This window comes from Kitasatospora sp. NPDC002522 (assembly GCF_053595195.1).
The window spans coordinates 189,478-208,496 of record NZ_JBSFXE010000007.1 but is presented as its reverse complement, the minus strand read 5'-3'; the positions used below and the strand labels follow the sequence as shown (position 1 = coordinate 208,496).

General features: G+C 73.5%; 15 protein-coding genes. 6 read left to right on the top strand and 9 right to left on the bottom strand.

From position 1 onward, the window contains the following. Positions 1 to 25: 25 nt before the first annotated feature. Positions 26 to 931, top strand: coding sequence for a YhjD/YihY/BrkB family envelope integrity protein (locus tag ACWD4U_RS08485; protein WP_363455190.1), 906 nt, complete (start codon positions 26 to 28; stop codon positions 929 to 931). A gap of 4 nt (positions 932 to 935) precedes the next feature. Here the strand turns inward: ACWD4U_RS08485 and ACWD4U_RS08480 are convergent, their stop codons facing one another. From ACWD4U_RS08480 to ACWD4U_RS08470, 3 genes are all read right to left on the bottom strand, one after another. After that, the gene (locus tag ACWD4U_RS08480; protein ID WP_363455193.1) at positions 936 to 1,487 is read right to left on the bottom strand and encodes a hypothetical protein; all 552 of its coding nucleotides are present in this window, start codon (positions 1,485 to 1,487) and stop codon (positions 936 to 938) included. Further along, entirely contained in the window at positions 1,484 to 2,611 is a 1,128-nt protein-coding gene (locus ACWD4U_RS08475) for a serine hydrolase domain-containing protein (protein ID WP_363455196.1), read from the bottom strand. Before ACWD4U_RS08475 ends, ACWD4U_RS08480 begins: the two co-directional genes overlap by 4 nt. Before the next feature lie 278 nt (positions 2,612 to 2,889). Next, positions 2,890 to 5,082 (bottom strand): serine hydrolase, encoded by a 2,193-nt coding sequence (locus tag ACWD4U_RS08470; RefSeq protein ID WP_363455199.1) that lies wholly within the window; start codon positions 5,080 to 5,082, stop codon positions 2,890 to 2,892. A 299-nt stretch (positions 5,083 to 5,381) separates the two neighbouring features. Between ACWD4U_RS08470 and ACWD4U_RS08465 the strand changes: the two genes are divergently transcribed. The 3 genes from ACWD4U_RS08465 (at position 5,382) to ACWD4U_RS08455 (ending at position 7,505) form a co-directional block, all read left to right on the top strand. Then, complete coding sequence (locus ACWD4U_RS08465) at positions 5,382 to 6,104, top strand: GOLPH3/VPS74 family protein (RefSeq protein ID WP_363455202.1); 723 nt, start codon at positions 5,382 to 5,384, stop codon at positions 6,102 to 6,104. Between the two features lie 340 nt (positions 6,105 to 6,444). Next, entirely contained in the window at positions 6,445 to 7,302 is an 858-nt protein-coding gene (locus ACWD4U_RS08460; RefSeq protein WP_363455204.1) for a helix-turn-helix domain-containing protein, read from the top strand. Then, positions 7,299 to 7,505 carry a DUF397 domain-containing protein gene (locus tag ACWD4U_RS08455; protein ID WP_363455207.1) on the top strand — a complete coding sequence of 69 codons (207 nt, stop codon included), beginning with the start codon at positions 7,299 to 7,301 and terminating at the stop codon, positions 7,503 to 7,505. Before ACWD4U_RS08460 ends, ACWD4U_RS08455 begins: the two co-directional genes overlap by 4 nt. 131 nt (positions 7,506 to 7,636) lie before the next feature. Here the strand turns inward: ACWD4U_RS08455 and ACWD4U_RS08450 are convergent, their stop codons facing one another. Then, positions 7,637 to 8,734: an ADP-ribosylglycohydrolase family protein gene (locus tag ACWD4U_RS08450; RefSeq protein WP_363455210.1), complete on the bottom strand. Its 1,098-nt coding sequence runs from the start codon at positions 8,732 to 8,734 to the stop codon at positions 7,637 to 7,639. A gap of 141 nt (positions 8,735 to 8,875) precedes the next feature. After that, positions 8,876 to 11,464, bottom strand: a complete 2,589-nt coding sequence (locus tag ACWD4U_RS08445) for a bifunctional FO biosynthesis protein CofGH (RefSeq protein WP_363455213.1) — start codon at positions 11,462 to 11,464, stop codon at positions 8,876 to 8,878. Between the two features lie 182 nt (positions 11,465 to 11,646). On the opposite strand from ACWD4U_RS08445, the gene ACWD4U_RS08440 reads away from it, so the two are divergent. After that, positions 11,647 to 12,828, top strand: a complete 1,182-nt coding sequence (locus tag ACWD4U_RS08440; protein WP_363455216.1) for a LolA family protein — start codon at positions 11,647 to 11,649, stop codon at positions 12,826 to 12,828. Positions 12,829 to 12,870: 42 nt separating this feature from the next. Here the strand turns inward: ACWD4U_RS08440 and ACWD4U_RS08435 are convergent, their stop codons facing one another. Continuing rightward, entirely contained in the window at positions 12,871 to 13,197 is a 327-nt protein-coding gene (locus ACWD4U_RS08435; protein WP_363455219.1) for a hypothetical protein, read from the bottom strand. A gap of 290 nt (positions 13,198 to 13,487) precedes the next feature. Between ACWD4U_RS08435 and ACWD4U_RS08430 the strand changes: the two genes are divergently transcribed. Beyond that, positions 13,488 to 14,738, top strand: a complete 1,251-nt coding sequence (locus ACWD4U_RS08430) for an ABC transporter substrate-binding protein (RefSeq protein WP_363455222.1) — start codon at positions 13,488 to 13,490, stop codon at positions 14,736 to 14,738. Between the two features lie 17 nt (positions 14,739 to 14,755). On the opposite strand, the gene rarD is transcribed toward ACWD4U_RS08430, so the two are convergent. The 3 genes from rarD to ACWD4U_RS08415 form a co-directional block, all read right to left on the bottom strand. Next, entirely contained in the window at positions 14,756 to 15,694 is a 939-nt protein-coding gene (gene rarD, locus ACWD4U_RS08425) for an EamA family transporter RarD (protein WP_363455225.1), read from the bottom strand. A gap of 248 nt (positions 15,695 to 15,942) precedes the next feature. Then, complete coding sequence (locus ACWD4U_RS08420; RefSeq protein ID WP_363455228.1) at positions 15,943 to 16,983, bottom strand: 2-oxoacid:ferredoxin oxidoreductase subunit beta; 1,041 nt, start codon at positions 16,981 to 16,983, stop codon at positions 15,943 to 15,945. After that, positions 16,980 to 18,947: a 2-oxoacid:acceptor oxidoreductase subunit alpha gene (locus tag ACWD4U_RS08415; protein WP_449787142.1), complete on the bottom strand. Its 1,968-nt coding sequence runs from the start codon at positions 18,945 to 18,947 to the stop codon at positions 16,980 to 16,982. The genes ACWD4U_RS08420 and ACWD4U_RS08415 overlap by 4 nt, the downstream gene beginning before the upstream one ends. Positions 18,948 to 19,019: the final 72 nt, after the last annotated feature.

Genomic DNA, 19,019 nt, shown 5'->3' with positions numbered 1-19,019 from the left:
GTAGCCGGCCACCGGAGGTTTCGCCGTGACAGAGTCACTGCATCGCGCAGAGGAGCCCGGACGGCAGCCCAAGCGGTGGTCCGGCGCCAGGGCACGGGCCGCCAAGGTCGCCGAGTCGGCCAAGGGCGCTCCCGAGCGGATCCCGCTGGTCGGCCGCGCCCTCAGCAACCTGATCCGGGTCAACCTGCTCGACAACGCCACCCGGCTCGCCGCCCAGGCCTTCCTCAGCGCCCTGCCCGCACTGTTCGTGGTCGCGATCTTCGCCCCCGCGACCATCAAGCACAGCATCACCGGCTCGCTGCGCGAGCAGCTCGGCCTGCACGGACCGGCCCAGCAGCAGGTCCAGCAGCTGATGAGCACTCAGCACGACACCGCGTCGCAGAGCTTCGGCGCGATCGGCGTGCTGGTCACGCTGGCCTCGGCGACCGCGCTGAGCCGGGCCCTGCAACGGGTCTGCGAACGCGCCTGGGAGATGCCCAAGACCGGTGCCCGACTCGCCCTCTGGCGCTGGGTGGTGTGGCTGCTCGGCTGGCTGGTCTTCCTGGTCATCCAGGTCCCGCTGCGCCACGGCTTCGGCGCGGGCCTGTGGCTCGGCATCCCGCTGGAGTTCCTGGCCTCCACCGGCGTCTGGTGGTGGACCCAGCACCTGCTGCTCGGGGCCCGCATCCGCTGGTACCCGCTGCTCCCCGGGGCCGCCCTGTGCGGCATCGCCGAGGTGGGCCTGGGCATCGCCTCCAAGGTGTACCTGCCGCACGCGATGACCACCTCGGTGAACCAGTTCGGCCCCTACGGCGTGGTCTTCACCTGCCTGTCCTGGCTGATCGTGCTGTTCACCGCCATCACCCTGGCCCTGGTCCTCGGCCGCGTCATCTCCGAGGAGCCCCCCGTCGCCCGCTACCTCGGCACCCGCACCGAACGCGGCGCCTGGTGACCCGTCAGGCACCCCACCCGTCGTCGGGCGAGGGCGCCTCGCCGCACGCGTGGAACGGCTCGCGGTGCTCCCACAGCCCCGCCTTGGCCAGCAGCCAGTCGTCCAGCACCGGCTCGTCGTACGCCTCCCGGTCGACCAGGACGAAGTCCACCCGGGAGGTGCCCCGGGCCACCCGCAGGGTGCGCTGGTCGGTCAGCGAGCCGTGGACCACCGTCTCCCACCGGCAGCCCGCCGCGGTCAAAGCGGCCGTCAGCGCCGACTCGGTGACCCGCCCGTCCACCGGACGCACGCCGCCGCCGGGCAGCGGCAGTTCCAGCTCCGAACGCCACACCTGCAGGCAGAGCGAACGCAGCCGCCGGCAGCGGCAGAACTCCGTCTCGGCGTCGCCCCAGCCGAAGTAGTGCGGCCAGCGGTGCTGCTTCGAGGCCCGGCCACCGTCCCAGGGCCGCCCCAGCAGCCGGACCAGCTCCGGCAGCGAGGCGTCCATCCGCAGCTCGCCGAAGGCCCCGGTGGCAGCCAGGTCGACCAGGCCCGGCAGGACGGACGGCGCGGTCACAGGCAGCCGCGCAGGGCGTCGACGAGGCGGGCGGCCCGGGCGTCGCCGTGGCCGATCATGCGGTTGGCGGTGTACGCGAACGCGACGCCGTGCGCGTCGTCGGCGAAGGCGAACTGGCCGCCCGCGCCGTCGTTGCCGAACGACCGGGCGCCGAGCATCGGGCGGAACCCGGAGTCCAGCAGCACGCCGGAGCCCCAGCGGGCGCCCGCGTCGAAGCGCAGGAAGCCGGCGCCGGACGTCTGCTCGCGCAGGGCGTCGCCGAGGGTCTCCGCGGACAGCAGCGGGGCCCCGCCGTCCAGACCGGTCGCCGCCGCCGCGTAGAGGCCCGCCAGGCCGGTCGCCGAGGCCACCGCGCCCGCCCCCGGGAGCTCCATCGCGTGCAGCGCCGGGTCGTTCCACCCGTGCGGCTCGTCCAGGCCCGGGAAGGCCAGCGCGCCGTTCATGGTGACGATCCGGGTCAGCAGGTGCTCGGGGCCCGGCATCGGCGGTCGGCCCGGTGCCTCCGCGAGCGGCGCCAGCCGCGGCAGTTCCTCCGCCGGCAGGCCGATCCACAGCGGCAGGCCGAGCGCCTCGGTGATCTCCGTCCGGAGGAACCGGCCGATCGTCAGCCCGGTGATCCGGCGGACCACCTCGCCGACCACGAACCCGAAGACGTGCCCGTGGTACTCGTGCGCCGTGCCAGGCTCCCAGAGCGGACGCTGTGCCTCGACCGCCCGCACCACCGGGGTCCAGGCGGCGATCTCCTCGAACGCAGGGGTCCGGTCCAGCACCGGGATGCCCGCCCGGTGCGACAGCACCATCCGGGTGGTGACCGCGGCCTTGCCCTCCGCCGCGAACTCCGGCCAGTACGTGGCGACCGGGGCGTCCAGGTCCAGCAGCCCGCGCTGCGCCAGCAGCAGCGCGGCCACGCTCACCGCGCCCTTGGCGCACGAGAACACCGGCACCACGGTGTCCACCGTCCAGGGGCGGCCCGTGGTCTCGTCCGCGACCCCGCCGTACAGCTCGACGACCTTGCGACCGCCGTGGAACACGGTCACCGCCGCCCCCAGCTCGGCGAACTCCTCGAAGTTCCGCGCGAACACCTCCGCGACGGCCCCGAACCCACCCTCGACCGACCCCTGCACGACCCCGCCCCTCTCACCGAACCGAACCGCCCCACGCTAGGCGAGCCTCCGGCGGAGCGGCGAACGGATTTCGGGGAGAGGGTGCCGCTGCCGCGGGGCATCTGCGGGGGTGACGACGAAGGCGCCTCCGGCGGGGGCGACGCCCGGCTTGGTGCCACCGGGGCGACGCCCGGCTTTCGGGACGCCCCTGCCGGGCCGGTGTCGCGGGGCGGGCGCAACCGCACTCCTCGCGCCGGGCGGGCGGTCGGGGTGCGGGTGTGGGCCGTCGTGGGTTTCGGCTAGGCGAGGCGGAGGAGGCGGGCGGTGATGGAGGGCGGGGCGAGGGGGGACTGGAGGGTGACCGGGATTTCGATGCGGTCGTCGCCGTCGCCCGCGGAGAGGGTGCCGATCTGGGTGCCGGCGGGGAGGGTGTGGGCGATCCGGCCGATCGGGTTGAGGGTGAGGTGGGCGGTGATGCCGTTCCAGCCGGCCACCGTGAGGTCCTTCCCGGCGACGACCGGGACCTTGCCGCCGAGTCCGTCGCCGACGTAGCCGACCACGTCGCCCGGCTTGGCGAGGGTCTGGCCGGTGAGGGCGTTCTGCGCGGCGACGTTGATCCGCTGGCTGACCGGCTGCGCGGCGCGGACCAGGCTGGGCTCGTCCTTGGTCGCGGGCTGACCGAGCGTCACACCGAGGACGGTCCGCTTGACGCCGCCGATGTCCTTGACCGCCGCCCACATCAGGCAGGACTGGGCGGGGGTGGACGAGCCGGTCTTCACCCCGATGTTGCCGTTCTTGCCGAGCAGCGCGTTGGTGTTGAAGATCCGCTGACCGTTGAACTTGGTGTCGGGCTCGGCGACGATCTGCCGGAACACGTCGTTCCTGATCACCTGCTCGGCCAGCTTCAGCTGGTCCTTCGCGGTGGACTTGGTGTCGTTGTTGTACCCGGCCGGGTCGGCGTAGACCGTGTTGGTCATGCCGAGCTGGGCCGCGGTGTCGTTCATCTTCTTGACGAACGCGTCCTCGCTGCCGGAGTCCCAACGCGCCAGCAGGCGGGCCACGTTGTTCGCGGACGGCAGCATCAGCATCTCCAGTGCCTCGTACTGGGTGAGCTGCTGACCCTCGGTCAGGGTGACCTTGGACTCGTCGGCGTTGGCCGACTCCTGCGCGGCCTGCTTGTCGACGGTGATCGTCGGGCCGGTCTCACCCTTCTTCAGCGGGTGGGCCTGCAGGATCAGGTAGGCGTTCATCACCTTGGTGACGGAGGCGATCGGGACCGGGGTCTCCTGCCCGGAGGCGCCGAGGCTGCCGACCCCGACCACCTCGGCGGCGGCCTGGCCCTTGGCGGGCCACGGGATGTCGAGCTTGTCGCCGGCGAAGGTGAAGGAGTCCGCGACCCCGAGCTTGGCCTTCGGCGCGGGCAACGGGCGCAGCAGCTGCGCGGTGGCCAGCACGCCGAGCACCACCACCGCGAACACGCCCCAGATCAGCACCCGACGCATCGCCCGACGCAGCGGCGTCATCGGACGTGCACTCAGCGCGGCCAGGACCTCCATCGCCTCGATGGTGTTGTCCGGCCCGGGCACGAACGCCACGGGCTCGGCGAGCGGCGCAGCAGCGGGAGCCGCGACAGCAGCCACCGGAACGGCGGCGGGCGCCGGCTTCGGCGCGGCGTCCGGCGCAGCCTTGGCGGCGGGGGCGGCCTCCGCTGCGGCCTTGGCGGCGGGGGCAGACGCGGCCTCCGGTGCGGCCTTGGCGGCGGGGGCAGACGCAGCGTCCGGTGCGGCCTTGGCGGCCGTCGGCTTCGGCCCGGCGTCGGCAGCGGGCACGTCCTTGGGCAGCCGCAGCATGACGGTCCGCTCCGGGCGGGACTTCTCGACCCGCAGCGTCACGGTCGGCTCCGGCCCGGCCGGAACCTCGGCATCCGCAGCCGTCCCGGTCTCCGCAGGCTCCGCGGCCTCGGCGACCTCCGCCGCAGCCCCGGTGCTATCGCCGCCCTCCTCCGCCTCCGACTCCGCGTCGGCCTCGACAGCCGCGTCCTCATCCGCGTCCGACGCACCGTCAGCACCCTTGCCGGCCGGGCCCACGCGCAGCGTCATGGTCGGGGCGGGCCCGCTGGCGGGCGGCTCGACCTTCCCGAGCTTCAGCTCCCCGGGCGCGGCGGGCGGCGGCTCTTCCTCGTCCTTCCCCGTCGCGGCCTCCTCCGAACCCTCCGGCTCCGCGACGGTCTCCTCTTCCTCCTCGACCTCCACGTCCGCCGTCTCGGCGCCGGGGGCGTCCGGGTTCCGCAGAGCGAGACGGGGGTCGGCGAGGGCGCCGCTGGCCTCGGGGGTGTCCGCGGGGAGGCGGAGGGAGGTGGTGCGGGTGTCCGAGTCGCGGACGCGGAGGTGGACGGTGGAGGTGCTGCCCTCCTGCGGGTGCTCCGGGGTCGAATCAGCCTCGGCCGACCGCGTCTCGCCGTCTCGCCGGTCGCTCTTCGGGGACTCGCCCACGTAACCCACTCCTCCTCGTCCGCCCGGCGACGCCGGTCCGATCACACAAGCTGGTTTTTTCGGGCGGGTTCTCGGCCCGCGCCGGTATCTGTACAGTCTCCGGCACCGAGTCCGCGGCGGCCTGCCGCACCCCGCCCGACCGGCGGTTTTTCCTGCCCGCCCGGTCCGTCCCCCGGACAGACGCACGTCTGTCCGACGCCGGTTCCAGGGTGCCGGGGCAAGGTCACGATTCGGAGGCGTACTCGACAAGCCTGTGTGAGAGGCGTCACCCTGTCATTCATCCACGCGGGGAGGCTTGGATGGGCAGAGGCCGTCGAACCATTCCCGAGGAGCTGTTGTTGCTCGCGCTGGACCCGGCCACGGGTACCACCGCGCAGCCGCAGACCCTCGATCTCGGACTCGCCGGGGCACAGCTCGTCGAGCTGTCCCTGGCCGGAAGGATAGTCCCGGACGGGGACCGGATCGCCGTGGTGGTGCCACGGCCGACCGGTGATCCGACCCTGGACCACGCGCTGGAGCTGTTGCGCCGGCGTGGCAGTCCGGTGCGCGCCGCGCACTGGATCGGCGGCCCACGGCTGGGCCTGAGGCAGACGTACCTGGCGCACCTGGAGCGGTGCGGCATGGTGACGGCGGTCGCGGGCCAGGTGTGCGGGGTGCTTCCGACGACGCGGTACCAGGCGTCGGACGACTGCACCAACGCCGCGATCAAGCAGCGGCTGGACACCGCGATCCGCACCGGCGTCCCGCCGGACCCGCGGACCGCAGCACTGGCGGCACTGGCGCACGCGGTGGGTCTGGGCAAGCACCTGTACCCGGGCAACGAGGGGCGGTCCTCCCGCTCCCGCCTGCGGGACCTGATCAGGTACGACCCGCTGGGCGGGATGGTGGCCCACGCGGTGATGGACGTGCAGAACGGTCTGCCGGCCCAACAGGGCAGGTCGGCGCCCGCGGGCAGCCGCGGCCCGGCCGGGCGGCCCGCCGCCAGCGGGCGGGGTGTGGCCACCCGGGTGGGCGCGCGATGAGGCGCGCGGACAGCGGCGCGCGCCGTTAGCGTTCGTCGGAGAGCAAGGGCGGTCGGCCCGGTGCGATGCACCGGACGGGCCGCCCTTCGCCGTTCCCGGGGCCGGGCGGTCGAGAGCCGACGAACCGTCAGGGTCCTTCTAGCGCAAGGGAGGTGCCATACCGCGCAGGCGCGCCGGGCGCAAGAGCCGTCATCCTCTTTGAACTATTTTCCGATGATCTGTTCTACAGCGCTCACGCGATTCCCAGGCATGGACCGCAGTTGAAGTGGCATGCTGCTCAGCGTCAGGGGGGTTGGTACCAATTACCGCACTGTTGCCAGAAGTGGGCCCGGAGGTCGATGTGTCCGCCAGCGTGAATCCGACGGTCCGCCGTCGCAGGCTCGGCGCCGAGCTCCGGCGGCTGCGCGAGTTGAAGGGCATGACCGCCGAGGAGGTGGCCGGCCGCCTGATGGTCTCCCAGTCGAAGATCAGCCGACTGGAGAACGGCCGCCGCTCGATCAGCCAGCGCGATGTGCGCGACCTGTGCGACGTCTACGAGGTCGACGACGAGCGGGTGCGCGCCGGGCTGATGGAGATGGCCCGGGAGTCCCGCCAGCGCGGCTGGTGGCACGAGTTCGGCGACATCCCGTACAGCGTCTACATCGGCCTGGAAGCCGAGGCCTCCTCGATCCGGGCGTACGAGTCCTCGTTCGTGCCGGGCCTGCTGCAGACCCGGGAGTACGCGGAGGCGGTGGTGGCGGGCACCCAGCCGGACACCGAGCCGAGCGCGATCCGGCGGCGGGTGGACGTCCGCCTGAAGCGGCAGCACCGGATACACGGCGACGACGAGCTGGGCAGCCTCTGGGTGGTCATAGACGAGGCGGTGCTGCGCCGCGAGGTCGGTGGGAGCCGCGTGATGGCGGAGCAGCTGTACCAACTGGTCGAGCTGGGCGAGCGGCCGAACATCAATCTTCAGGTCATCCCGTTCCGGCACGGCGCGCACCCCGGCATGACCGGGACATTCTCCCTGCTCGAGTTCCCCGAGTCCGCGGATTCGACGGTCGTCTACTTCGAAGGAGTGACGAGTGATCTCTACCTGGAGAAGGAAGCCGACGTACGTCGCTATACCAATCTCTACGACCACCTGCGGGCCGCGGCCCTGAGCGTCGCGGACACCCGGTTGCTGATTAACCAGATCGCAGAGGAGTTCATGAAATGAGCAAGTCCACCGAGAACCTGGCCTGGCGCAAGAGCAGCTACAGCGGCGGCAACGGCGCCTGCGTGGAGATCGCCGTTCCGGCCGCGGGCGCCATCGCGGTCCGGGACTCCAAGGACCCCCAGGGCCCGCAGCTGCGGTTCTCCGACCAGGCCTGGGCGGCGTTCGCGGCGGCCGCCGGTGCGGGTGCCTTCGGCGAGGTCTGACCTCGGCCCGCCCGCTCCACGGCCCACGACGGTGCCCGCCGCTTCCCGCGCGGCGGGCACCGCCGCGTCCGGGGACCCGACGGACTGTCAGGCGGGCGAGGGCGCCCCGGGGACGGGGACCCGACGGGGCGTCAGGCGGTCGGGTAGCGGGTGCTCCAGGCCTCGGTGCCGTGCAGTTCGGGGCCGTGCAGCAGTTCCAGCACCAGGTCGTCGGCGAGTTCCAGGACCGTGCCGCGGCCCTCGACCCCGGCGACCAGGTCGGGCGGCAGGGCGGTCTCGCCGTGCAGGGCGCCCAGCAGGTTGCCGCAGATCGAGCCGGTGGAGTCGCTGTCGCCGGAGTGGTTGACGGCCAGCAGCAGGCCGCTGCGGACGTCCTCGGCGACCAGCGCGCAGTACAGGCCGATGGCGAGCGCCTCCTCGGCCGTCCAGCCCTCGCCGAGCTGCTCGACCCGCTCGGCGGACGGCACTCCGGCCCGGACGGCGTCCAGGGCGCCGCGCAGCGCGGCGGTGGTCTCCTCGTGCTGCGGCCGCTCGGAGAGCAGGGCCAGCGCCAGGTGGACGCCCTCCTCCAGGGTGCCGCCGCGGGCGACCGCGTGGACGATCACCGCGAACGCCCCGGCGGAGAGGTAGCCGGTGGGGTGACCGTGGGTCAGCACCGCGCACTCGAGGGCGAGTTGGAAGACCAGGGCCGGGTCCCAGGCGGTGAGCAGTCCGAACGGGGCGGCGCGCATCACGGTGCCGCAGCCCTTGGAGTCGGGGTTGCGCGGTTCCTCGACGGTGGCCAGCCGTTCGGCGTCCGGTCCGGACAGCCCGGACAGGCAGGCGTCGCCGGGGGCGCGGCGGGCGTACAGCCATTCCTCGCGGCCGAGCCAGCCGAGGTCCTTGCGGCGCTCGTCCGGTCCCCAGTCCTGCTGGGTGGCGTACCAGCGCAGGTAGGCGCGGTGCACGTCGGTGGGCGGGTGCCAGGCGCCGCTGTCGCGGCTGATGTGGGCGCGGATCAGGCCGTCCACGGTGAACAGGCTGAGCTGGGTGTCGTCGGTGACGGCGCCGCGGCGGCCGAAGGCCGGGACGTAGCCGGTGACGCCGTCCGGTCCGTTCGCGGCGCGGATCCGGTCCAGCGGCTCGAACTCCACGCCGGCGCCGAGCGCGTCGCCGATCGCGCCGCCGAGCAGGCAGCCCCGCACCCGGCTGCGGAAGTCCTGCTGCTGGGCGCGTGACCACAGGGGCATCACGGTCGGAGGGCCTTTCGGTCGACTGGTGCGGGCGGGCAGACGCACTGTATTCGAAGATTCGCGCGGAACCGCGGGCTCCATCGAACATCCATCCGTCGACACGCTGGTGCCATCCGGACCGCACCGCCGGAGCAGCCGTCAGTCCAGCACCGGCAGCAGCCGGGGCAGGTGCCCGTCCGAGGACAGCGCCGCCGCGCGCCGCTCGTCGGGCACCTCGCCGTACAGGGTGGTGCGCTGGCGGGCGGGGCGGCCGGCCAGTGCTGCGATCGCCTCCAGGTCGCGCACCGACTTGTAGGAGCCCCAGGAGGAGCCCGCCATCCGGGAGATGGTCTCCTCCATCAGGGTGCCGCCGAGGTCGTTGGCACCGCTGCGCAGCATCTCGGCGGCGCCCTCGGCGCCCAGCTTCACCCAGCTGGTCTGGATGTTGGGGATGTGCGGGTGCAGCAGCAGCCGGGCCATCGCGGTGACCGCCCGGTTGTCCCGCGCGGTCGGGCCGGGCCGGGACAGGCCCGCCAGGTAGACCGGCGCGTTGGTGTGCACGAACGGCAGGGTGACGAACTCGGTGAACCCGCCGGTGCGTTGCTGGATCCCGGCGAGCAGCCGCAGGTGCCCCAGCCAGTGCCGCGGGGCGTCGACGTGGCCGTACATCATGGTGGAGGACGAGCGGATGCCCAGCTCGTGCGCGGTGGTGACCACCTCCACCCACGTCGCGGCGGGCAGCTTGCCCTTGGTCAGCACCCAGCGCACCTCGTCGTCGAGGATCTCCGCGGCGGTGCCCGGGATGGTGTCCAGGCCCGCCTCCTTGGCGCGCTGCAGCCACTCCCGGATCGACAGCCCGGTCCGGGTGGCCCCGTTGACCACCTCCATCGGCGAGAAGGCGTGCACGTGCATGCCCGGCACCCGCTCCTTCACCGCCCGGGCGATCTCGAAGTAGGCGCTGCCCGGCAGGTCCGGGTGGATGCCGCCCTGCATGCACACCTCGGTCGCCCCGACCTGCCAGGCCTGCTCGGCCCGCTCGGCGACCTGCTCCAGCGACAGGGTGTAGGCGTCGGCGTCGGTGCGGCGCTGCGCGAAGGCGCAGAACCGGCAGCCTGTGTAGCAGACGTTGGTGAAGTTGATGTTCCGGGTGACGCAGTAGGTGACCGCGTCGCCGACGGTGTCGCGGCGCAGCTCGTCGGCGATCCGGGTGAGCGCGTCCAGGGCCTCGCCGTCGGCCTGGAACAGCGCCAGGGCCTGGTCGTCCGTCAGCCGGGTCGGGTCGTCAGCGGCGGTGGACAGCGCTGCCAGCACCTCGGAGTCCAGGCGGCGCGGGCCGGGGACGGCGATCCGCTCGCGCAGCGACTCCCAGTCGCCGTACACCTCGTCGAAGTCCGAGCGGCGGTCCGCGCTGCGGCCCTCGGTGTCCACGGTGCGGAACAGGTCGGTGCGGCCGCCGCCGGACATCGGCTCCTCCGGCTCCTGCCAGGGCAGGCCCTGCGGGCGGACGCCCTCGCGGGCCAGGCCGGTGGCCGGGTCGGCGAGCGCCCGCACGTGCGGCAGCAGCCGCGGGTCCAGCCAGGGCTCGCCGCGCTGCAGGTACTCCGGGTAGACGGTGAGCCGCTCGCGCAGCGTGAAGCCGGCCTCGGCGGTGCGGGCGGCGAGCTCCTCGATGTGCGGCCAGGGGCGCTCCGGGTTGACGTGGTCGGGCGTCAGCGGGGAGACGCCGCCCCAGTCGTCGATGCCCGCGTCGATCAGCAGCCGGTACTCGGCGTCCACCAGGTTCGGCGGGGCCTGGATCCGCGCGGCCGGGCCCAGCACCAGCCGGGCCACCGCCACCGCGGCGGCCAGCTCGGCGAGTTCGGCGTCGGGCATGCCGCGCATCGCGGTGTCCGGCTTGGCCCGGAAGTTCTGCACGATCACCTCCTGCACGCCCTGGTAGGCGCGGGCCACCTTGCGGATCGCCAGCAGCGACTCGGCGCGCTCGGTGTGGTCCTCGCCGATGCCGATCAGCACCCCGGTGGTGAACGGCACCGCGCTGCGCCCGGCGTCCTCCAGCACCCGCAGGCGCACCGCGGGCTCCTTGTCCGGGGAGCCGTGGTGCGGGCCGCCGGGCTCGGACCACAACCGGGTCGCGGTGGTCTCCAGCATCATCCCCATCGACGGGGCGACCGGCTTGAGGCGCTGCAGGTCCGTCCAGGACAGCACCCCGGGGTTGAGGTGCGGCAGCAGCCCGGTCTCCTCCAGCACCCGGATCGCCATCGCCCGGACGTACGCCAGGGTGTCGTCGTAGCCGTGCGCGTCCAGCCACTCGCGGGCCTCCGGCCAGCGCTCCTCGGGCCGGTCGCCGAGCGTGAACAGGGCCTCCTTGCAGCCGAGTTCGGCGCCCTGCCGGGCGATCTCCAGCACCTCGTCCGGGGACAGGTACATGCCGTGGCCGGCCCGGCGCAGCTTGCCGGGGACGGTCACGAAGGTGCAGTAGTGGCAGCGGTCCCGGCACAGCCGGGTGAGCGGGATGAAGACCTTCCGCGAGTAGGTGACCACCCCGGGGCGGCCCGCCTGCTCCAGACCGGCGTCGCGGATCCGCGCGGCGGTCCGGCACAGCTCCGCGAGGTCCGCGCCGCGCGCCTGCAGCAGCACCGCGGCCTCGGCGGCGTCCAGGGCCACCCCGTCGCGGGCCCGGCGCAGCGCGCGCCGCATCGCGGTCGGAGTCGGGGCGGAGGCGGGTGACTTCGGGTCCGGGTCGGTCATGGACCGACCCTACGCGAGCCGTCCGTCTGCGGGACTACACGACCCTGAGGGCGCATCAGGGTCGCAACACGCTGGATACGACGCGAGACGTACGAGAATCTGCCTCTGCCGGGCGACGTTTCGGGCGCGCCGAGCGTCTCTAATGGAGAGTGACAGTGCACGGAGCTCGGAAGGGGGCTGCGATGGAACAGGACTCCACGGCAGGGCAGGACGTGACGGCGGACCAGGGCGCGCCGGCGGCACGGGTCGGCAGGCGGCGCACCGCGGTGCGGATCGGCGTGCCGGTGGCGGTCGCCGCGGTGGTCGCGGCCGGCATCGGCCTGGTACCGGCACTGGCCGACGACGAGACGCCGAACCTGCCCGCGATCAGCGCGCAGGACCTGGTCGCCAAGGCGCTCTCCACGGACACCGACACCTTCAGCGGCACCGTCCGGGTCACCGCCGACCTCGGCCTGCCGACCGCCATCACCGACGCGGTCTCCGGCTCCGGCCCGCTCGGCGGGATCGTGCAGAGCGCGGGCGGCGCCACCGGCTCCGCCGACCCGCAGCGCAAGGCCGTCGAGCTGCTCGGCGGCTCGCACACCCTGACGGTCGCCGCGGACGGCCCGGACCGCCAGCGGCTCACCCTCGCCTCCCAGCAGTCGGGCTACGAGTTCGTCCACAACGGCGACCAGGTGTGGGCGTACGACCGCGCCTCCCAGCAGGCCCTGCACCTCACCGGCGACGGCCGCGGCCACGGCCCCGACGGCAAGGGCGGCATCGCCGCCGCCACCCCGCAGGAGGTCGCCCGGCAGCTGCTGGAGCACGCCTCCGCCACCACCTCGGTCACCGTCGACGGCACCGAGCGGGTGGCCGGGCGCGCCGCGTACAAGCTGAGCGTCAAGCCCAAGCAGGCCGGCTCCACCATCGCCGAGATCCGGGTCTCGGTCGACGCCGAGAAGGGCCTGCCGCTCGCCGTCCAGGTGCGCACCGTGGACGGCGCCAAGGCCTTCGACATCCGCTTCGGCACGCTGTCCCTCGCCAAGCCGGACGCCAAGACCTTCGAGTTCAGCGTCCCCAAGGGCGCCAAGGTGGTCGAGGGCGGCGCCAAGGACCTCGCCGAGCCCGCCACCCCGACGCTGCCGGGGCTGCCCGACCTGAACGGCGCCGACGCCAAGGTGATCGGCGAGGGCTGGACGGCGATCGTGCAGGGCGGCGGCGGCGCCGACGCGGCGGGCGGCCTGGGCAAGTTCGCCGGCAAGTCCGTCAAGGGCGGCACGCTGATCTCCACCCACGTGGTGAACGCCCTGATCACCACCGACGGCCGCTTCTTCGCGGGCGCCGTCACCCCGGAGACCCTGCAGGCCGCGGCCGGCCTGAAGTAACGATCCGTCAGGAGAAGGGGCGTCCCCGCCGGGGGCGCCCCTTCAGCGTCGCTGGGTGGAGGCCGCGGCCAGCGCCAGCAGCGTCAGCTGACCCGGCGACACCAGGAACAGCGGCGCCCAGCCGTCCGAGACGATCCGCACCCCCGCCGTCAGGCCGTGCAGCCGGGCCCGGTGCGAGCCGCGCAGCTCCACCCGCTCCAGCCGGTACGGCGGCGCCAGCTCCACCCCGTCGCCCTCGGCCGGCTGCCAGCGGATCGACGCGGGCAGCCCCGCCGTCCGCACGACGCACAGCTCCCCGCCCTGCGCCAGGCCGCCCTCGCGCCGCACCGCGGCGACACGGCGGAGAACGGGCCGAGCGAGGTGGACCATGGAGCCCTCCAGTGCGCCCGAGGGCGCGGCCGAGCGTGGTGGAAGACCGCGGCCGCCGGGTCAGGGTCCCTCCGGTCCGGTCCGCGCAGCGAGGACGTTAGCAGTCCCGCCCTCCGCTTGAGGAGATCTCACGGAGGCGTTCTTCGGACACCCACGGACCCCCCGTGCAACGAGTCCGTACATTCCGGCTATTGACGCGGACTCAAGAAGGGCGATGGGATGGTGGGCCGCCTCGGTCCGTTCGTCCGTTGTTCCCCCGTCCCACCATCCACCCGCCCGCTGGGAGTGCCGTGCCGATCAGCCGCCGAGGAGCCCTGCTGGGCGGCCTCGCCGTCGCCTGCACGGCGGCCCTCGCCCGCTGCGGATCGGCGGTGGCGACCTCCTCGGCCGGTCCCGCGGGCCTGCTGGAGGTCACCACCGGCTGGACGTCGGGACCCGAGCAGAACGGCCTCCAGGCCCTCCTGGCGGGCCTCAAGGGCCGCGCCCCGGACGTCACCTTCGTGGCCGGCGACAGCTCCAACCCGGCCCGCCCCGACCTCGCCCGCCGGCTCTCCGACGGACCGCCCCCGGACGCGTTCCGGTGCGCCGGCGGCGCCGAACTCGCCGAGCTCGCCCCGCGCCTGGAACCCCTGGACGGCCTCTACCGGCAGCGCGGCTGGTCCACCGGCCTGCCCGCCCTGCTGCTGCCCCGGCTGCGCTCCGGCGGCGTCCTGTACGCCGTGCCGGCCGGCGTCCGGCGCACCAACCTGCTCTGGTCCAACCCGCAGGTGCTCGCCGACGCCGGCGCCGACCCCGCCCCACCGTCCTTCGACCGACTCCTCGCCCAGCTCCGGCGGGTCGCCGCCACCGGCCGCACCCCGCTCGCCCTCGGCGGGCCCGCCGAGGTCCTGCACCTGCTGGAGACGGTCCTGCTGGCCGCCCACGGCCCCGACGTCTGGACCGACCTGTGGCAGCCCGGCGGCCCCTGGCGCACCCCCGCCACCACCGGCGCGCTCCGCCAGTTCGACGCGCTGCTCGCGCTGGCCGACCCGCCCACCGCCGCCGCCGACTGGACCGACGCCGCCCGGCGCCTCGGCGCCGGCCAGGCCGGCTACCTGCTCACCGGCGACTGGGCCGAGGGCTGGCTGCGCGACACCCTCGGCCTGCGCCCCGACGCCGGCTACCGCTGGTCCCCCGCCCCCGGCACCGACACCGTCTTCCAGTCCCGCGCCGACGTCTTCGCCCTCCCCCGCGAAGCCCGCCACCGCCCCGCCGCGCTGGCCTGGCTCGACGAGTGCGGCAGCCTGGACGGCCAGGTCGCGTTCAACGGCGCCCGCGGCGCGATCCCCGCCCGCACCGACCTGCCGGCACCGTCCCGCGCCCTGTTCGGCCCCTACGCCCGCTGGTCCCTCGACGAGTGGCAGACCCGCCGCCCGCTCGACTCGCTCACCCACGGCGGCCTGGTCGCGCCCCGCCGCCGCGACGCCGCCCTCGCCTGCGCCGGCGCATTCGCCCTGCACCGCGACAGCGCCCGGCTGGCCCGCGAGCTCTCCGACCTCTGAGCCGCCCCCGACCCCCGTCAGCTCGCGACGGGCTCCGCCACCGCCGCGTCCAGCACCCGGCGCTGCCGCTCCACCCGCACCCGGCGCAGCGCGTCGAAGCTCAGCACCGCCAACGCCGCCCACACCAGCGCGAACCCGGCCCACCGGGCCCCCGGCATCGCCTCGTGGAACACCGTCACGCCGATCAGGAACTGGAACACCGGCGCCAGGTACTGCAGCAGCCCCAACGTGGTCAGCGGCACCCGCAGCGCCGCCGCCCCGAAGCACATCAGCGGCACCGCCGTGATCACCCCGCTCACCACCAGCAGCGCGCTGTGCCCCGCCCCGTAGTGCCCCAGGCTGCCCTCGCCGCGCACCCCCAGGTAGACCAGGAACCCCAGCGCGAACGGGAACATCGCCGCGCTCTCCACCGCGAAGCTCTCCAGCCCGCCGAGCGCCACCTTCTTCTTCAGCAGCCCGTACGTGGCGAACGACAGCGCCAGCGTCAACGCGATCCACGGCAGCCGCCCGTACGCCACCGTCAGCACCGCGACCGCCGCCGCGCCGATCCCCACCGCCGCCCACTGCGCCCGGCGCAGCCGCTCACGCAGCACCAGCACCCCGAACGCGATCGTCACCAGCGGGTTGATGAAGTACCCCAGGCTGGTCTCCACCACGTGCCCCGAGTTCACACCCCAGATGTAGACGCCCCAGTTGACCGAGACGACCGCCGCCGCCAGCGCGGACAGCGCCAGCCGCCGCGGCTGCCGCAGCAACGGCCGGATCCACGACCAGCGGCGCAGCGCCAGCACCATCACGACCACCGCGACCAGCGACCACACCATCCGGTTCGCCAGGATGTCCGCCGCCCCCGCCGGCTCCAGCAACGGCCAGAACAGCGGGAACAACCCCCACATCCCGTACGCCGCGAAGCCGTTCCACAGGCCCACCCTGGCCTCCGCGACACTCTCCGCCATGGGCCTGCCTTTCACGTGCGCACATTCGTCCTACGAAAGGTAGCGGGCACGGGGCTGGGATGTCATCTACGAATGGAACTTTTGCTCCTGACAGCTATGTGGGACTGCCAGGGGCTCGGGGAACGGCGAGGCGAGTGCCTGGTGGTCTGAGTCCGGCTGGTGGCCTTGAAGACCTTCAGCCGGATCGAAACCTTGCAGACACTCGCCTCGCAGTTCCCCGAGCCCCTGTCCTGTTCCCCTTCTCCTGCCTAAGAGTTGCCCACCGTCCAGGTGTTCTGGCCGGCCAGCAGGGAGGTGAGGTCGCCGCGGCCCTGCCGGCTCTCGGCGAGGTCGAGCTGCTCGGCCATCTGTGTGTCGTAGACCGCTCGCTTGACGTCGCGCAGGACGCCGATCGGCGTGTGGTGCAGGGTGTCCGCGTCGGCGAGGCGGGTGAGGGCGAACGCGGTGGTGGGGCTGGTGGCGTGGGCGTCGTGGATCAGCGGGGTGGCGCCCTCGCGGGGGGCGATGCGCAGGTCGCCGTCGGCGTCGCGGACCACCGCGTGCTCGGCGCCCACCAGCACCGGTTGCCCGTGTTCGAGGCGGATCAGGGCCTCGTCGCGGGTGCCGGGCTCCTTGAGGATCTCGAAGGCGCCGTCGTTGAAGATGTTGCAGTTCTGGTAGATCTCCACCAGCGCGGTGCCCTCGTGCTGGGCGGCGGCGCGGAGCACGGACTGCAGGTGCTGGCGGTCGGAGTCGATGGTGCGGGCCACGAAGGTGGCCTCGGCGCCGATGGCCAGCGAGAGCGGGTTGAAGGGGGCGTCCAGCGAGCCCATCGGGGTGGACTTGGTGATCTTGCCGATCTCGCTGGTCGGCGAGTACTGACCCTTCGTCAGGCCGTAGATCCGGTTGTTGAAGAGCAGGATCTTCAGGTTGACGTTGCGTCGCAGCGCGTGGATCAGGTGGTTGCCGCCGATCGAGAGCGCGTCGCCGTCGCCGGTGACCACCCAGACCGACAGGTCGGGGCGGGCGGCGGCCAGGCCGGTGGCGATCGCCGGGGCGCGACCGTGGATGGAGTGCATCCCGTAGGTGTTCATGTAGTACGGGAAGCGCGAGGAGCAGCCGATGCCGGAGACGAAGACGGTGTTCTCCCGGCGGATGCCGAGCTCGGGCATGAAGGACTGGACGGCGGCCAGGACGGCGTAGTCGCCGCAGCCGGGGCACCAGCGCACTTCCTGGTCGGTCTTGAAGTCCTTCGCGGTCTGCGCGGCGTCCGCCTTGGGCACCAGTCGCAGGGCGGGGAAGTCGGTCATCGGGTCTCCTCCGCTTCGAGGGTGCCGAGCGCGGCGTGCAGCACGTCGGCGAGCTGGGCGGCCTTGAACGGCAGGCCGCGCACCTGGTTGTAGGACTGGGCGTCGACGAGGTACTTCGCGCGCAGCAGCAGGGCGAGCTGGCCGAGGTTCATCTCGGGGACGATCACCCGGTCGTACTGGCGCAGCACGGTGCCGAGGTTGGCGGGGAACGGGTTGAGGTGGCGCAGGTGGGCCTGGGCGACGTGGCAGCCGTCGGCCCGTACCCGGCGCACCGCGGCGGTGATCGGGCCGTAGGTGGAGCCCCAGCCGAGGACCAGGACCCTGGCCTCGCCGCTCGGGTCGTCGACCTCGACGTCGGGCACCTCGATGCCGTCGATCTTGGCCTGCCGGGTGCGGACCATGAAGTCGTGGTTGGCCGGGTCGTAGGAGATGTTGCCGGTGCCGTCCTGCTTCTCGATGCCGCCGATCCGGTGCTCGAGGCCCGGGGTGCCGGGCACCGCCCAGGGGCGGGCCAGGGTCTGCGGGTCGCGCAGGTAGGGCCAGAACGAGCCGTCGGGGCGGTTCGGGCCGGTGGCGAACTCGACGGTGAGGTCCGGGAGTTCGTCGACCGAGGGGATCTTCCACGGCTCGGAGCCGTTGGCCAGGTAGCCGTCCGAGAGCAGGAAGACCGGGGTGCGGTAGGTCAGGGCGATCCGGGCGGCGTCGAGCGCGGCGGTGAAGCACTCGGCGGGCGTCGCGGGGGCGACGATCGGCACCGGGGCCTCGCCGTTGCGGCCGAACATCGCCTGCAGCAGGTCGGCCTGCTCGGTCTTGGTCGGCAGGCCGGTGGACGGGCCGCCGCGCTGGATGTCCACCACCAGCAGCGGCAGCTCCAGCGACACCGCCAGGCCGATGGTCTCCGACTTCAGCGCCACGCCGGGCCCGGAGGTGGTGGTGACGCCGAGCGCGCCGCCGAACGCCGCGCCCAGCGCCGCACCGATGCCGGCGATCTCGTCCTCGGCCTGGAAGGTCCGCACGCCGAAGTTCTTGTGCCGGGACAGCTCGTGCAGGATGTCCGAGGCCGGGGTGATCGGGTACGAGCCGAGGAAGACCGGCAGGCCGGAGCGCTCCCCCGCGGCGACCAGGCCGTACGCGAGCGCCAGGTTGCCGGAGATGTTGCGGTAGGTCCCGGCGGGCAGCTTGGCCGGCGGGACCTCGTAGGAGACCGCGAAGTCCTCGGTGGTCTCGCCGAAGTTCCAGCCCGCCCGGAAGGCCGCCACGTTCGCCTCGGCGATCTCCGGCTTCTTGGCGAACTTCTGCCGCAGGAACAGCTCGGTGCCGTGGGTCGGCCGGTGGTACATCCAGGACAGCAGGCCGAGCGCGAACATGTTCTTCGCCCGCTCGGCGTCCTTGCGGGCCAGGCCGCTGTCCTTGAGGGCCTCCAGGGTCAGCGTGGTCAGCGGGACCTTGTGCAGCCCGAAGCCGTCCAGCGAACCGTCGCCCAGCGGGTCCTTGTCGTAGCCGACCTTCGCCAGCGCGCGCTTGGTGAACTCGTCGGTGTTGACGATGATCTCCGCGCCGCGCGGCAGGTCCGGCAGGTTGGCCTTGAGCGCCGCCGGGTTCATCGCCACCAGCACGTCCGGCGCGTCGCCGGGGGTGAGGATGTCGTGGTCGGCGAAGTGCAGCTGGAAGCTGGACACGCCCGGCAGGGTGCCTGCGGGGGCCCGGATCTCGGCGGGGAAGTTCGGGAGCGTGGACAGGTCGTTGCCGAACGCCGCCGTCTCCGAGGTGAACCGGTCGCCGGTGAGCTGCATGCCGTCGCCCGAGTCACCGGCGAAGCGGATGATCACCCGGTCCAGCCGTCGGATCGGCTTCGCCGAACGCCCGGGGCCCCCCTGCGGGCCGGCCTGCGCCGAGGCCGGATCGGACCGGCGCCCGTCGTCCGAGCCGTCCACTGCCTCTGACTGATCGACCTGACTGGTCACTGCCGCGGACCTCCTCGAAGGGCGCCAGCCGCGGGCGTGAGCCGTGTGCCCCGTCCGCCTGGTGCACCACTG